Origin of the sequence: Aliiglaciecola sp. NS0011-25 (assembly GCF_040370605.1) — a bacterium.
In the GTDB taxonomy this organism is placed as follows: Bacteria; Pseudomonadota; Gammaproteobacteria; order Enterobacterales; family Alteromonadaceae; genus Aliiglaciecola; species Aliiglaciecola lipolytica_A.
Window position 1 is genome coordinate 50393 of sequence record NZ_BAABWR010000026.1, and the last position, 12172, is coordinate 62564.

General features: G+C 39.5%; 16 protein-coding genes and 1 other annotated feature. Of the genes, 7 read left to right on the forward strand and 9 right to left on the reverse strand.

Annotated features, from left to right (window positions below; translation table 11 throughout):
• Nucleotides 1–2 precede the first annotated feature (2 nt).
• A complete protein-coding gene (gene hisG / locus ABWV72_RS18790) occupies nt 3–902 on the reverse strand; it encodes an ATP phosphoribosyltransferase (protein ID WP_216047328.1) in 900 nt (299 codons plus the stop codon).
• 48 nt (nt 903–950) lie between these two features.
• Nucleotides 951–1064, reverse strand: a sequence feature (His leader region).
• A gap of 318 nt (nt 1065–1382) precedes the next feature.
• Between hisG and ABWV72_RS18795 the strand changes: the two genes are divergently transcribed.
• Nucleotides 1383–1706, forward strand: coding sequence for a hypothetical protein (locus ABWV72_RS18795; RefSeq protein WP_216047327.1), 324 nt, complete (start codon nt 1383–1385; stop codon nt 1704–1706).
• A 30-nt stretch (nt 1707–1736) separates the two neighbouring features.
• On the opposite strand, the gene ABWV72_RS18800 is transcribed toward ABWV72_RS18795, so the two are convergent.
• A complete protein-coding gene (locus tag ABWV72_RS18800) occupies nt 1737–2051 on the reverse strand; it encodes a hypothetical protein (protein ID WP_216047326.1) in 315 nt (104 codons plus the stop codon).
• Nucleotides 2052–2181: 130 nt separating this feature from the next.
• Here ABWV72_RS18800 and ABWV72_RS18805 point away from each other — a divergent pair, with 130 nt between their 5' ends.
• The 3 genes from ABWV72_RS18805 (at nt 2182) to ABWV72_RS18815 (ending at nt 5451) form a co-directional block, all read left to right on the forward strand.
• Complete coding sequence (locus ABWV72_RS18805; RefSeq protein WP_353372372.1) at nt 2182–3096, forward strand: LysR substrate-binding domain-containing protein; 915 nt, start codon at nt 2182–2184, stop codon at nt 3094–3096.
• A gap of 129 nt (nt 3097–3225) precedes the next feature.
• Nucleotides 3226–4326: a DUF2855 family protein gene (locus tag ABWV72_RS18810; RefSeq protein ID WP_353372374.1), complete on the forward strand. Its 1101-nt coding sequence runs from the start codon at nt 3226–3228 to the stop codon at nt 4324–4326.
• 285 nt (nt 4327–4611) lie between these two features.
• Nucleotides 4612–5451: a hypothetical protein gene (locus ABWV72_RS18815; protein ID WP_353372376.1), complete on the forward strand. Its 840-nt coding sequence runs from the start codon at nt 4612–4614 to the stop codon at nt 5449–5451.
• 87 nt (nt 5452–5538) lie between these two features.
• Here the strand turns inward: ABWV72_RS18815 and ABWV72_RS18820 are convergent, their stop codons facing one another.
• The 7 genes from ABWV72_RS18820 to ABWV72_RS18850 all read right to left on the reverse strand — a co-directional run bounded on the left by ABWV72_RS18820 (nt 5539) and on the right by ABWV72_RS18850 (nt 9617).
• The gene (locus ABWV72_RS18820; RefSeq protein ID WP_216047322.1) at nt 5539–6369 is read right to left on the reverse strand and encodes a formyl transferase; all 831 of its coding nucleotides are present in this window, start codon (nt 6367–6369) and stop codon (nt 5539–5541) included.
• A 15-nt stretch (nt 6370–6384) separates the two neighbouring features.
• The gene (locus ABWV72_RS18825) at nt 6385–6579 is read right to left on the reverse strand and encodes a DUF2897 family protein (RefSeq protein ID WP_216047321.1); all 195 of its coding nucleotides are present in this window, start codon (nt 6577–6579) and stop codon (nt 6385–6387) included.
• Nucleotides 6576–7283: a M15 family metallopeptidase gene (locus ABWV72_RS18830; RefSeq protein ID WP_252728866.1), complete on the reverse strand. Its 708-nt coding sequence runs from the start codon at nt 7281–7283 to the stop codon at nt 6576–6578. The genes ABWV72_RS18825 and ABWV72_RS18830 overlap by 4 nt, the downstream gene beginning before the upstream one ends.
• The gene (gene dapE, locus ABWV72_RS18835; protein ID WP_303501086.1) at nt 7265–8392 is read right to left on the reverse strand and encodes a succinyl-diaminopimelate desuccinylase; all 1128 of its coding nucleotides are present in this window, start codon (nt 8390–8392) and stop codon (nt 7265–7267) included. Before dapE ends, ABWV72_RS18830 begins: the two co-directional genes overlap by 19 nt.
• On the reverse strand, nt 8392–8736 hold the full coding sequence (locus ABWV72_RS18840; protein WP_342807804.1) for an ArsC family reductase: 345 nt from the start codon (nt 8734–8736) through the stop codon (nt 8392–8394). The genes dapE and ABWV72_RS18840 overlap by 1 nt, the downstream gene beginning before the upstream one ends.
• 105 nt (nt 8737–8841) lie before the next feature.
• Complete coding sequence (locus tag ABWV72_RS18845; protein ID WP_216047318.1) at nt 8842–9348, reverse strand: PTS sugar transporter subunit IIA; 507 nt, start codon at nt 9346–9348, stop codon at nt 8842–8844.
• Nucleotides 9348–9617, reverse strand: coding sequence for a hypothetical protein (locus ABWV72_RS18850; protein WP_353372380.1), 270 nt, complete (start codon nt 9615–9617; stop codon nt 9348–9350). Before ABWV72_RS18850 ends, ABWV72_RS18845 begins: the two co-directional genes overlap by 1 nt.
• 234 nt (nt 9618–9851) lie before the next feature.
• Here ABWV72_RS18850 and ABWV72_RS18855 point away from each other — a divergent pair, with 234 nt between their 5' ends.
• The 3 genes from ABWV72_RS18855 to ABWV72_RS18865 all read left to right on the forward strand — a co-directional run bounded on the left by ABWV72_RS18855 (nt 9852) and on the right by ABWV72_RS18865 (nt 11929).
• Nucleotides 9852–10235 carry a VOC family protein gene (locus tag ABWV72_RS18855; RefSeq protein ID WP_303501088.1) on the forward strand — a complete coding sequence of 128 codons (384 nt, stop codon included), beginning with the start codon at nt 9852–9854 and terminating at the stop codon, nt 10233–10235.
• 106 nt (nt 10236–10341) lie between these two features.
• Nucleotides 10342–11406, forward strand: a complete 1065-nt coding sequence (locus ABWV72_RS18860; RefSeq protein WP_303501090.1) for a patatin-like phospholipase domain-containing protein — start codon at nt 10342–10344, stop codon at nt 11404–11406.
• 28 nt (nt 11407–11434) lie between these two features.
• Nucleotides 11435–11929, forward strand: coding sequence for a P-loop nucleotide/nucleoside kinase family protein (locus ABWV72_RS18865; protein ID WP_353372383.1), 495 nt, complete (start codon nt 11435–11437; stop codon nt 11927–11929).
• The last annotated feature ends 243 nt before the right edge of the window (nt 11930–12172 follow it).

The window sequence follows — 12172 nt, forward strand, 5'->3', positions numbered from 1 at the left end:
GTTTAGCCCATCATTTTTTCGATTGGCATAACTAATATTGAGCTGCAACCGAGTGACTTCAGCTTTTCCATCGTTTCCCAGAAAAGTGTCTCTGAACTAACCACGTGAATTGCAACCGTATCGTCATTGTTTGCTAACGGCAAAACCGTTGGGTTTTCAGCGCCCGGTAACAAGCTTTTCACTTGCTCTAAATAAGCCTTAGGCGCATGCAACATAATATATTTGCTTTCTTTGGCCTGCATAACGCCATCGACTCGAGGTAACAGACGATTAATTAACGCTTGTTTATCATCTGTTAGTTCGCCAGCACGTTGAATTAACACAGCCTTAGATTTGAAAATTACCGCTTCTTCACGTAAACCGTTTGCTTCCAGTGTTGCGCCTGTGGATACTAGATCACAAATCGCATCTGCTACACCTGCTCGGGGGGCAACTTCCACAGAGCCGGTTAACATAACTGACTGAGCATCAATGTTATTGTTTTTGAAGAACCGCTCTAAAAGAAAAGGATAAGTCGTTGCTACTTTTAAACCGTTAATGGACTCTAACCCCTGATAATCAAATTCGGTAGGAACGGCAATGGATAATTGGCAACCACCGTAATCTAAACGACGTAAGGTTTTAAATTCGTGAGGTTTACCTGATTGTTGGCGCTCTAGCATTTTTTCTTCAAGTTCATTTTCGCCAATAAAGCCTAAATCGACCACGCCATCCATAACCAAACCTGGGATATCGTCATCACGCACCAATAATAGATCAATCGGTTGATTGGTAGAATGAGCGATTAAAAGGCGATCACGTATTTGTAATTTAATGCCAATAGCTTTAAGCAATCCAATACTTTCATCACTTAATCGCCCTTTCTTTTGAACCGCTATACGTAGTCGTTTGCTCTCGCTCATGTTGTTGCCTCAATATAAAGTTAAATTTCAAATCGTTGCCATAACAACGAAAAACCCCCAGAAGTTTCCTTCCGGGGGTTTAGAAAAATTCTGTACCACTGGAAGGACAATTAACCTTCCAGCACGAACCTGAAAGGTTATGCTATATGATGATGATGCCAGTTTAGACGTGCTTTATTGGTGAAAAAAATCATATGCTTCTCTTGTTCGCTTTGGTTTCTCGTGTTGATGCGCAGAACATTATCCAAACCACAAAGATAATGCAAGTACAAACACCTAAAAGTGATAATTTAAGATTGTATTAGTTAAAACTAAAAGGCATTAGCATCATGCAATTTCGCAATCTAGCTCAAATATTGAACGAAAAGTGTTAAAGTAAGTCAAAATCAATACGATAGCTAAATAAATGCGCAAATGCATGGTTTGTGGGTATATACCTACAAAATTCATTTTCAGTTGAAAATAGAGTGAGTAAATCCTATGACGAGTGATTTGATTTTTTCTGTTTTACCCCGTGAAGGTAAAGTGGCCATTGAAAAAGATGAGCTCAAAGTTAAACAAGTCGAAAAAGAGGCGAAACTTCGTGAATTGAATGACGAAGAAAAGGAGCTGAACACCGAGGAGAGAGACGCGCGGGAAAAGTATTTTAAAAAATCTTCTGATGATAAAGAAGAAAGCAAGTCGGATAAAAAAAGCCAAAAGGAACAAAAAGCTGAAAAGCAGGCAAAAGATCAAGAGGCCGTAGACCCTGAACTTCCATCCGTAGATGAACAGGGAAGAAAGCACTTAGATATTTATATTTAGTGATTTTGCTATCAGTATAAAATCTATTAATCACTCGAAAGTTCGTTTCAACCAAGCTTTGGCTTGGAACCTTGGTAAACAGCTAACTAACGGCTGTTTTTTAAAATCTGTTTTATTCACATCTAAATAAGTTGTTTGTTGCTCTATATCACCTTGATTAAAGCGCACTGCACAACGAACGCTTTCACTTTTTTCAGTAAATAAAATCTTTATTGAATCTGAGCGGTCAATTAACATTTTGTAAGGGTATCCTTGGTTTGAATACTTAGTTTCTAGTTGTTCGCTATTTTTCGCATTTAGATTTAAACTCAATAGAACTAGAGTTATTAAGATTAAGTTTTTCATGTTGATTCCTTTTTTTAGTGGATGTTTCAAGGTTAGATTAGTGTTGAAATACAACTTGAACAAACGATTAAAAATTAACTATGATTAAGAAAAACTTAATTGAGTTTGAGTTGAAAGGAAGTCCCTAATTATGCGAGAAAATCTTCCACCACTTAAATCTCTGCATTTTTTTATGGTGGCGGCAGAGTTATCAAGTTTTAAATTAGCCGCGGAAAAATTATTTGTAACCCAGGCAGCAGTCAGTCAGCAGATAAAGTTACTGGAAAGCTTTTTGGAGCAAAGGTTGTTTGAACGTTCGAATCGACAAACTCAGTTGACTCATGCCGGTGAATTATTACTTCCCTATGTTCAACAAGGGTTTTCCCAGTTCAAAACAGGCTTAAAAGTCATTTCAGGCGATGCAAACCCTAATATATTGAGAATTTCCACCATTCACTCTTTTACTTCACTTTGGTTATTACCGCGATTACTCCAGTTTCAAAAATTACATCCTGAGCTGATGGTTCAATTAGCGCCAAGTAATGATTTAGTCGACTTTAATCGCGGCGATATTGATTTAGCCATACGAATGGGGCAGGGCGGATATAAAGGCCTCGCTGAGAAGAAACTAGTTAACGATCAACTTATTCTAGTGGCAAGCCCCGACGTTATTGCGCAACAGCAAATAAATAACCCGAACGTGGTATTTCAATTGCCTTGGATTGAAGATACTAGTCCGGATGTGGCGACTGTTTTTGAAACCTTATGTCAAACCTATGCAGTGGACATACATGGGTTAACACCGTCAATTCGTGCAAGCAATTCAGTTCTGTTAATTGAAAATGCAGTGGCTGGGCGTGGGTTTACACTGGTGAACAAAAGTTTAGTTGCAGATCACTTACAAAACGGTTCATTATTGGCTTTGCTAGAATTTAGTTACCCTAGTCCGTACTCCTTGTATTTGGTCGCGCCTGCGCAGAATTTCGAGTGGCAAAAGGTGAAGTTATTTGAAAGTTGGTTTGTCCCTCTAGTGCATCAATCTTTTGACAATTTAGATGCTTGGTAGCTCATTATGCTAAATGATTTAAATATTTTGGGGTGTTATTCTCTTCTATTCAAAAGGATGATAAATCTGTTAGCAGCTTAGCGTTATTATTAACGTTAATAATAACTTCAAATGTTAGGGGAATGCTAAATGTCAGTCTTCAATCTTCAACAGATCCAAACCAATAAATCCGATCTCAGTAAACTCGATGTTGTAAGTAGTTCAATTGATACAGATTCGTTAGAAACGAACGAAGTGGTTCTTAAAGTTGATTCTTTTGGCTTTTCGGCCAACAACATTACTTATGCGTTATTTGGTGAAAAAATGGGGTATTGGGGATTTTTCCCAGCGCAGGATGGCTTTGGTATTATGCCCATATGGGGCTTCGCTACAGTCGAGTATTCAAATAGTCCAGATCTCGTTGTCGGAGAAAAAGTTTTTGGGTATTTACCTTTTGCTACGCATTTAGTGATTACCGCAGGAAAAGTAACATCCAATGATTTTTACGATGTTAGCCCTTTACGCAAAAGTATTTCCAGCGTTTACGACCAATATGTGCGTTGCAATGCAGATCCAGCGTATGACCCTAATAAAGAAGATTGGCAACTCAACTTTCGTCCATTATTCATGACGTCTTTTGTGTTGGATGATTTTGTCGGCGAAATTGCAACCTCTGATACTGCGACCATTGTGTTAACTAGTGCATCCAGTAAAACTGCATACGGAGCTGCTTATCTTTTGAAGCATCATTGTAAGAATCGCGGATTAAATTACAAAGTTGTGGGTCTTACATCTGCAAACAACAAAGCATTTACCGAAAAGACGTCTTGTTACGATCAGGTACTCGATTACCAAGAATTTTCCTCGCTAGATAAAAATGCGCAAACTATCGTATTAGACTTTTCTGGAAACAAACCATTGCTATTGGATATTCAAGCTCATTTAGCCGCTAGTTTGCAAAAGATGATTTATATTGGTGTTACCGATGTTGAATCACAAGCAAAGTCTTACGCCGGCGAGTTGCATGGAGAGTTCTTTTTTGCGCCAACGCAAGTCAATAAACGCATGAAAGAGTGGGGTGGGAAAGGGTTTATGCTGCGCTACGCGGAGGCTTGGGGGGGATTTTCGAAACATATGGAGCCTTTGTTGAGCACTACTAACATAGTTGGAGTAAATGCAATCCAATCAATATACTTAGATGGATTGAAAGGTAAGTTTGATACAAGCCAAATGTATGTTTTAACCTTTTAATAAAATATTGAATTTCAGCTAGCATGGAATTTAGATTGATTTTCATGTAGCGCTGAAATTTGCTTAACAACACTGCTTTTATTCGATGTGCAATATCATGTTGCGATGAAAGCAGTGGCATTGGTTTACTAACAAAATAAAATGATTTTGCGTTATAGTCAAAGAATCGGTTAACGTTGCAAAGAGTCCACTAGTTGGTGCATCGTTTAAAGTGATCTTATCCATGAGGTTTCTATAATGATTCTTAAAAAAACATCATATCCAGTTAGTTTTGCAGGTGAATTCATGAGTGTGCTTAAATTTAGTTTACTCATTTTGTCAGTGACGTTAAGTATTTTTACTGCAAATAAGGCTCGGGCGACAGATTGGATACTGATAGATAACTTTGAAGCGGCCAACAGTTTAGAAAAATGGACTAAAGCGGATACCAAAAACGACACTTCACCAAAAATTCATTCCCCACAAATTAGCGAACGCCGTAAGGAAGACTTTGCCAGTAAAAGCAATTTTTATTTAATTAAAAAACCGGCGGCTGAGGGAATCGTTGGCAATCGAAAGGCGTTAACTTATGCTGTTCTTCCCCAAACGGTCAAAGTGGGGGAAACCTATACGTTTTATACCCGCATAAATGTGGAGTCCTTCCCCAATAACCACGCATTTGGTATTAGCAATATGACTCCAGAAGGTATTGAGTTAAACGATTACAATGCATTTGAAGCTACCTTGAGGGTAACCGATAAAACAGAATCAAACGGCCATAAAAATACTGGTGCCTTAATGGTTAAGACACAGGACGGATACGCTAATATTCAAAATAACAGCACAGGAAAAGACGCCAAACCTCTAGTGCCCGGAGTATGGTATGAAATATGGTATGTGGTTGATAACAGTGAAAGCCGCGATGGCGGTCAAAGCTACGATGTTTATGTAAAGGGCGGAGATGAGTTCCCTCAACAGCAAAAAGTGTATAGTGATGCCACCTTCCGAATGCAACGGGAGTTGCCTTTAACGCATTTTTTAATGAACTGTAATACCGGTCCTAAAAAGCAACCTTATGGAAATGGTGGCTTAAAATATGATGATTTGTATATGAGTAAAGGGCATAACTTAGGGACGCCTTTTTAACCTTGGTGACGTTTAAGCGTTTTCTGGTAGGCAAGATTTGCAATGTTCAAAAGTAAAATGTTATTCACTTAATTTAGTTGAGCGGCACTACAGATATTTTTCAATGATTGAAGGGATTTCATCATAGTTAATGAGTTGTTTTCCTTGTTCAATAAACTGATTAAGGGTTGTTGAGTCTGGAAAACTATAGTAGTTACCCGACGCGAGATCCATACTTCTTGTGTCCAACGTCTCGCCGCGGTTCAATCTGTTGACCGCAGATACAATGTTATTCACACCTTGTGGATATAAGGCTAAAACGTTGAGTAAATAAGACTGACTATAATTCACTTTTTGTTGAGTCGAAGAAATGATTTTACCTGCGTCTATCTGGCATGAATCTATAAAATGTAAGCTTGTGCCTATTTCCTCTTTGTTATCTAACATTGCCCAAAATGTGGCCATTACCCCTCTATAATCCGGTAATTTACCCGAATGAAGATTTATCACACCTAAGCTAGGAATGCTGATTATGGGATCTTTTAATATTTGACCAAATCGAATTGAAATGATCAGTTCAGGTTTTTGCTCAGCAATGCGTTGAATTCCTGCCAGGCTATTAATGTCTTTAATATCACTGACCGGCACTGAGTCATGAGCCATTTGTTGAAAACTCTTAAATCGGCTTGATTGTCGAGCTGGTGGCGTTGAAATCTTGGCTTTGCAGTGTTGTTGGCTTGCAAGCACTGGAAAAACAATTTGATTAAACAAGGTTTGCTCGATAAAGGCCAAGTTTTTCAGTGGTTCAGGGACATTGTCTAATTTACCCACTTTTGCAGACAGAAAAATACAATAATGATGTTCAGGGAGTTGTTGAAGTAATAAGTTTATTGCCATGTTGCTGGCTAAATCTCGATTGGCAAGAAGAGTTATCCGCACCGCTCAGTACTCCAATTAAGGCTTGTTTGTATCTTCTGGTTCTTTTATTTTGGTTTGCTTTTTATCAATAGGTTTGGAATCTAGAATTTCATCTTCTGGTTTTGCTTTGGTTTTTTCGAATGTCATTTTAGCACTCATTTTCAGTAATAAAATATTGCCTACAACCAAGCCTAATGCAATCAACAAGGTCACTATCAGCCATATATTCATTGTATTATTCCATTTAATGTATAACGCTCAAATAGCTTGTCTAAGTGCCTTAAGATAGTTTGCTTTCCACCAATATTGACACTGGCGAGTTGATTGGCGAGTTGACTCAGTTCTAGTTGATTAATGATTGACTTAGAGATTGGGGCATAACTTAAATGCCATGCTTCGGGGGCAACTCCACCATTGTAGGTTTTATAGGGACGATAAAAGCCAAAGTTATCTGCATTTTCTTCAAGCCAGCAATGCAGTTCATAACATGGGCCGGCTAGTTCATATTCTGCACTTACCAACTGCAAGGGCTGCCCGCAGCGTTCAATGGCCTTCTTGTCGTATACATCCAAATCTGTTCCCCAATGGTGACGGCTTGCTCCTGGAAGAGCCGACCAGGTCATAATGGCATGTATCTTTTCTAATTCAGTATACTCAGAGGTATTTATGGGATGGCTATGGATATCATTTATTGGCAAGGTTCCTAACCACTTTTTTTGCCAAATAGCTAATTGGCGGTCAAAACTGCGGAAGCTACTAGCCAACTGAATGTCAATGCCGTCTTTTTGTGCAGCTAACTGCATAGCTTCAAACGCCGTTTTTACATCGGCAACTAAGCCGTGATGTTTACCGATTGGCTGGATATGGGCATCAGTTAAGCCCATCCAGCTCGGTGCAGACATTTTTGTTGCAGGCATTAGAGGAGCAGTCGACATAATATATCGTGATAAATATCTGTGAGTATTTCCAGATCAGTAGATTTCACTTTTTCGTCTATTTTATGAATAGTTGCGTTTACCGGACCTAGTTCAATCACTTGAGCTCCTGTTGGCGCTATGAATCGACCGTCTGAAGTGCCACCAGCAGTGGATAACTCGGTATCTTTGCCTGTTACTGCCTTTATGGCTTGCTGCGTAGCTTCAACTAAAGGGCCTTGATCTGTTAGGAAAGGTTGTCCGTTAAACGTCCATTTAATGTCGTAATCTAATCCGTGACGATCGAGAACTTCATACACTCTTTCTATTAATTGTTTGTCGGTAACTTCGGTTGAGAATCGAAAGTTGAAACACACATGAAGTTCACCTGGTATGACGTTGCCGGCACCCGTGCCACCATTGATATTAGATACCTGAAAGCTGGTGGGGGGGAAATATCGATTGCCATCGTCCCAGTGAGTTTTAGCCAGTTCCGCAAGCGCTGGTGAAGCAATATGGATGGGATTTTTAGCTAAATGAGGATAGGCTACGTGACCCTGTATTCCTTTCACAATTAGATCGCCTGTAAGTGATCCCCGTCTACCATTTTTAACCACATCGCCAACTACTTCGGTACTTGACGGTTCGCCTACTAAACACCAGTCAATTTTTTCATTGCGGGCTTCGAGGGTATCAATAACCTTGGTTGTGCCATTAATAAATGGTCCTTCTTCATCGCTGGTAATAAGGAACGCGATGCCACCATTATGATTTGGGTGAGCTGTTACAAAACGATGAGTCGCCACCAACATAGCAGCCAAACTTCCTTTCATATCTGCGGCACCTCGGCCATGCAAATATTCGCCAATTTGGGTTGCTTCAAAAGGCGGTGTTTGCCACTTTTCGGCAGGGCCTGATGGCACTACGTCAGTGTGTCCGGCAAAACAAAATAGCGGACCTTGTTTGCCTTTTCTTGCCCACATATTGGTGGTGTCGTCAAAAACCATTGATTCTATATCAAAACCCAAGGGAGCTAAAATATCAGCCATTAGCTGTTGGCAACCAGCATCTTCAGGGGTGACGGATTTACGATTTATCAGTTCTTTAGTCAGTGCAATTGAGTCCATCATTAGTTAAAAACCACTTCATAATCTGCCGGCTTGAAACCTAAAATGTATTTATCATCATGGATTAACACTGGACGTTTTATCATGGCAGGAGATGCCAGCATCAATTCGATGGCTTTTTCCCGATTTAAATCTTGTTTTTGTTCATCTGGTAACTGACGAAAAGTCGTTCCTCGTTGATTTAGCAATTTTTGCCAACCCAACTGAGATTCTGTTTTTTCAAGCCAATCACGTTCTAAACCGTCGACACGGTAATCGTGGAAAGTGAATTCTATTTTGTTCTCTTCCAGCCACTTTTTGGCTTTTTTAATGGTATCGCAATTTTTGATGCCGAACATTTGAGTCATAAAAATGGTTCTTGTTTGTTAATTATGAAATGAAAATAAATGATTATTATTAAAGGCTTAATAATGTCATTGCCAAGTAAACGATGTTGTACCAATCCTTAAAGTTTAGATCAACACAGAAAATACAGGATCTTCACATGCCGTAACCTTACGAGGATTAACTATAAGCCCTTTTACTTTATCACTATTGAGAAGGGTTATGTAAAAAGCGTTATCCTCTAATGCGAGTTTCAATTTACGAGCGTCAAAATCTAATATGGGTTGTCCTAGTTTAAGTTTTTGGCCAACAACAACTTTTCGTTTAAATCCTTCACCATTTAGATTTTGTGCACCCCAACCGCAATGGATCTGTAGTTTCAATCCATGTCTGTCTTTTAAGCGCACTCGGTGGGCCGTTTCACTTATTTCTAAAACGATTGCGTCAAATGGTGCCAATATTTGAAAGCCGGTTGGCGCGATAACCACTCCTTCACCAAATAATCGTTGTTTGAATAACAGGTTACTGGCTGAATCAAGTAAATTGATACTGCCGCTAACGGGGCTCAAAATATCAATTTTACGTTTATGCTCAGTGAGTTCTGGATTGTCTAGTAGTCGATTGAAAAGGCGCATTAGAATACAACTTTATAGCCGTGATTTTCACGCGCATTAGCGGCTGAATCAATATCGTTTTGTTTAATCAGAAAGTTATCGGTTTCAAAATTAGATACAACAAATCTACTGATTTTGGCAGTTACCAGTACATTACCTATTTGCGTGAAAATACTCACCAACGATAAATACAAAGACGCATTAAACATTTGAGAAGGGATCTGAGCGTGTAACGGAAGGCTATGGATTGTATAAGTGTCAGGCAGAGCAGCTAATGTCTGAGTGGCCATTTGCATTCCTTTTTAATTGGTCTTTTATTTTGCGTTAGCTAAGCTGTAAGTCAAGTGTTAGTGTGAAAGTCGCTTTATTAAATGTTATCCACTGTTTCTGTGGATAACCTTGTTGAGGAAACTTTATATGTCACTTAACTTGTTGAAATACATGGGTTATATTTCGCTGTCCAGAAATCCATCAAGTGACATTTTTGGTTAAAATTAAACCGTTTTAAGTTAAGGTGAATGAATATGTCTACAGCACCCGTAGGTTCAGTGGTTTGGAGTGACCTTACTGTCAAAAACGCAGAGGATGTAAAAGATTTTTATGCACAAGTTATAGGTTGGCAAGCTAATCCCATCAACATGGGAGATTATGAAGATTTTTCCATGCAGTTACCAAGTAATAATCAGGATGTTGTGGGGATTTGTCATGCAAAAGGCAGCAATGCAGGCCTCCCTGCGCAGTGGCTGCTTTATTTTAAAGTGGCTAATTTAGATGACTCCATTGCGCAGACTCAAGCTCGCGGAGGTCAATTATTATCGAAAGTGAAGTCATATGGTTCAACGAGTCGCTACATTATTATCCAAGATCCTGCTGGCGCGGTATGTGCCTTGTTTGAGGAAAACACTTAACCTAGGTGCTTGTAGATAACTATTAAAAACTAAAATATTTCTGATACTTGCAAATAACTTATTGATTGGTACATTAAACTTCAATTATTTTATGGGTTTAAAGTTAGTGCAAGTACTTGATTTATATGCAGGTCCAACTGCTTTGAAGGAAATTCAGCAGCATGGTCTAAAACAACACATGTTTGATTACATGTTAGGTGCTTCTGGCGGGCCGAAGTGGTTCGTGTTAGCAGGGTTAGATAGGTATGTCTTTTCTACCTTTTTTGCTCAGCGTAAAACACCGCTACAGGTTATTGGTTCTTCAGCTGGAGCGTTTAGATTTGCGTGTTTTGCCCAACAAGATCCCTTAGCTGCAATTAACCGTTTAGCAGATCGTTATTCACACACAGAATACAGCGACAAGCCCACAGCCAAAGAAATCACCCTATCTGGTTTAGAATTATTAGACTATGTATTAGGGGATAATGGGGTTGAGGAAATTATTCACAATCCTATTATTAAAGCGCATTTCATTGTCGCGCGATGTAAAGGACTCACGCAGTTTGAAGCTAAACCGTTGCAATTAACCGGCCTTTTAGCCAGTGCAGGTGCTAACGCGGTACAGCGGCGCTTTTTGCAACGATTTTATGAACGCTATGTTTTTGCTTCCCCTACAAGTGAACTACAGATATCTGATCCTAATAAAATGCCAACTCGTTACGTGCCGTTGTCAAAACGCAACTTAGCACAAGCATTAATGGCCTCAGGTTCTATTCCGCTAGTGATTGAAGGTGTATCGAATATAAATGGAGCGCCTAAAGGCATGTATCGAGACGGCGGCATCATAGACTATCATTTTGATTTAAACTTCGGACCCCATGATGGCTTGGTATTTTATCCACATTTTTATCCTAAGCCGATTCCAGGTTGGTTTGATAAATCATTGAAGCGACGTTTACCTCACAAAAGCAGCTATGACAAAGTGGTGATGGCCGTTCCATCGGATGAGTTTGTCGCTTCTTTACCTTATCAAAAAATTCCCGACCGCAAAGATTTCGAAACAATGCCTGCTCAACAACGTATCGAATATTGGCAGACAGTGATTCAGCAAAGTGACAGGTTAGGGGAGGCATTTGCTAATTTAACCCAAGATCAAGACGTAGCAAATAAAGTGAAACCCTTTAACTTCTAACTGTTATGCATCAAAGTAGAGAGAAACTATGAACAAAGGATCTTTGACTTTTTTCTGTGGAAAAATGGGTTCTGGAAAGTCTACAAGAGCTGCTGAAATCGCGCAGGAAAGTAACGCAGTATTGCTTTCAGAAGATGAATGGCTTTCGTCGCTTTATCCAAATAGAATTTCATCGCTAAATGATTATATTGAATATTCAAATCTACTTAAGCCGCAGATTAAAAAACTTGTTCAATCCATACTGTCTGCGGGAACTAATGTGGTTATGGATTTTCCGGCAAACACTCTTTCGCAAAGAAATTGGTTTCGGAGTATTTTCTCCGAGATCGAAGCGCCACATAATTTGATATACATCGACTTGCCAAATGAAGTCTGCCTAAAACAGATTGGAAAAAGACGCAAAGAGCAGCCAGAAAGAGCAGCAACTGATACAGCAGATATGTTTGAGCAGGTTACAAAATATTTTGTAGCGCCAACATCAGAGGAAGGTTTCAATATTACAAAAGTGACACAAAATGCATAACACGGCGCTGCTACGGAAAATTCACTCGCTGGCACTCCTCAATTTCCGCGGAACTCGGCGTTATGGGGAAAAATTGTGCATTTGTGGCAATAAAGCTGAAAAACTCCTTGAAGATAGCGAAAAGCATCGTTATTATACGCGCCGCTTGAGACATTCGTGTTAAGCATCTTTATACAGTGCGTCCGTAGCTCAGTTGGTTAGAGCACTACCTTGACATGGTAGGGGTCGGTAGTTCGAGTCTAC

What these genes read in the sequence shown, in the direction of transcription:
- dapE (WP_303501086.1), bottom strand. Translation starts at nt 8,392, where the DNA reads ATGATGGACTCAATTGCACTGACTAAAGAACTGATAAATCGTAAATCC.
- ABWV72_RS18795 (WP_216047327.1), top strand. Translation starts at nt 1,383, where the DNA reads ATGACGAGTGATTTGATTTTTTCTGTTTTACCCCGTGAAGGTAAAGTG.
- ABWV72_RS18850 (WP_353372380.1), bottom strand. Translation starts at nt 9,617, where the DNA reads ATGGCCACTCAGACATTAGCTGCTCTGCCTGACACTTATACAATCCAT.
- ABWV72_RS18800 (WP_216047326.1), bottom strand. Translation starts at nt 2,051, where the DNA reads ATGAAAAACTTAATCTTAATAACTCTAGTTCTATTGAGTTTAAATCTA.
- ABWV72_RS18840 (WP_342807804.1), bottom strand. Translation starts at nt 8,736, where the DNA reads ATGACTCAAATGTTCGGCATCAAAAATTGCGATACCATTAAAAAAGCC.
- ABWV72_RS18810 (WP_353372374.1), top strand. Translation starts at nt 3,226, where the DNA reads ATGTCAGTCTTCAATCTTCAACAGATCCAAACCAATAAATCCGATCTC.
- ABWV72_RS18815 (WP_353372376.1), top strand. Translation starts at nt 4,612, where the DNA reads ATGAGTGTGCTTAAATTTAGTTTACTCATTTTGTCAGTGACGTTAAGT.
- ABWV72_RS18865 (WP_353372383.1), top strand. Translation starts at nt 11,435, where the DNA reads ATGAACAAAGGATCTTTGACTTTTTTCTGTGGAAAAATGGGTTCTGGA.
- ABWV72_RS18825 (WP_216047321.1), bottom strand. Translation starts at nt 6,579, where the DNA reads ATGAATATATGGCTGATAGTGACCTTGTTGATTGCATTAGGCTTGGTT.
- ABWV72_RS18805 (WP_353372372.1), top strand. Translation starts at nt 2,182, where the DNA reads ATGCGAGAAAATCTTCCACCACTTAAATCTCTGCATTTTTTTATGGTG.
- ABWV72_RS18855 (WP_303501088.1), top strand. Translation starts at nt 9,852, where the DNA reads ATGTCTACAGCACCCGTAGGTTCAGTGGTTTGGAGTGACCTTACTGTC.
- hisG (WP_216047328.1), bottom strand. Translation starts at nt 902, where the DNA reads ATGAGCGAGAGCAAACGACTACGTATAGCGGTTCAAAAGAAAGGGCGA.
- ABWV72_RS18845 (WP_216047318.1), bottom strand. Translation starts at nt 9,348, where the DNA reads ATGCGCCTTTTCAATCGACTACTAGACAATCCAGAACTCACTGAGCAT.
- ABWV72_RS18830 (WP_252728866.1), bottom strand. Translation starts at nt 7,283, where the DNA reads ATGTCGACTGCTCCTCTAATGCCTGCAACAAAAATGTCTGCACCGAGC.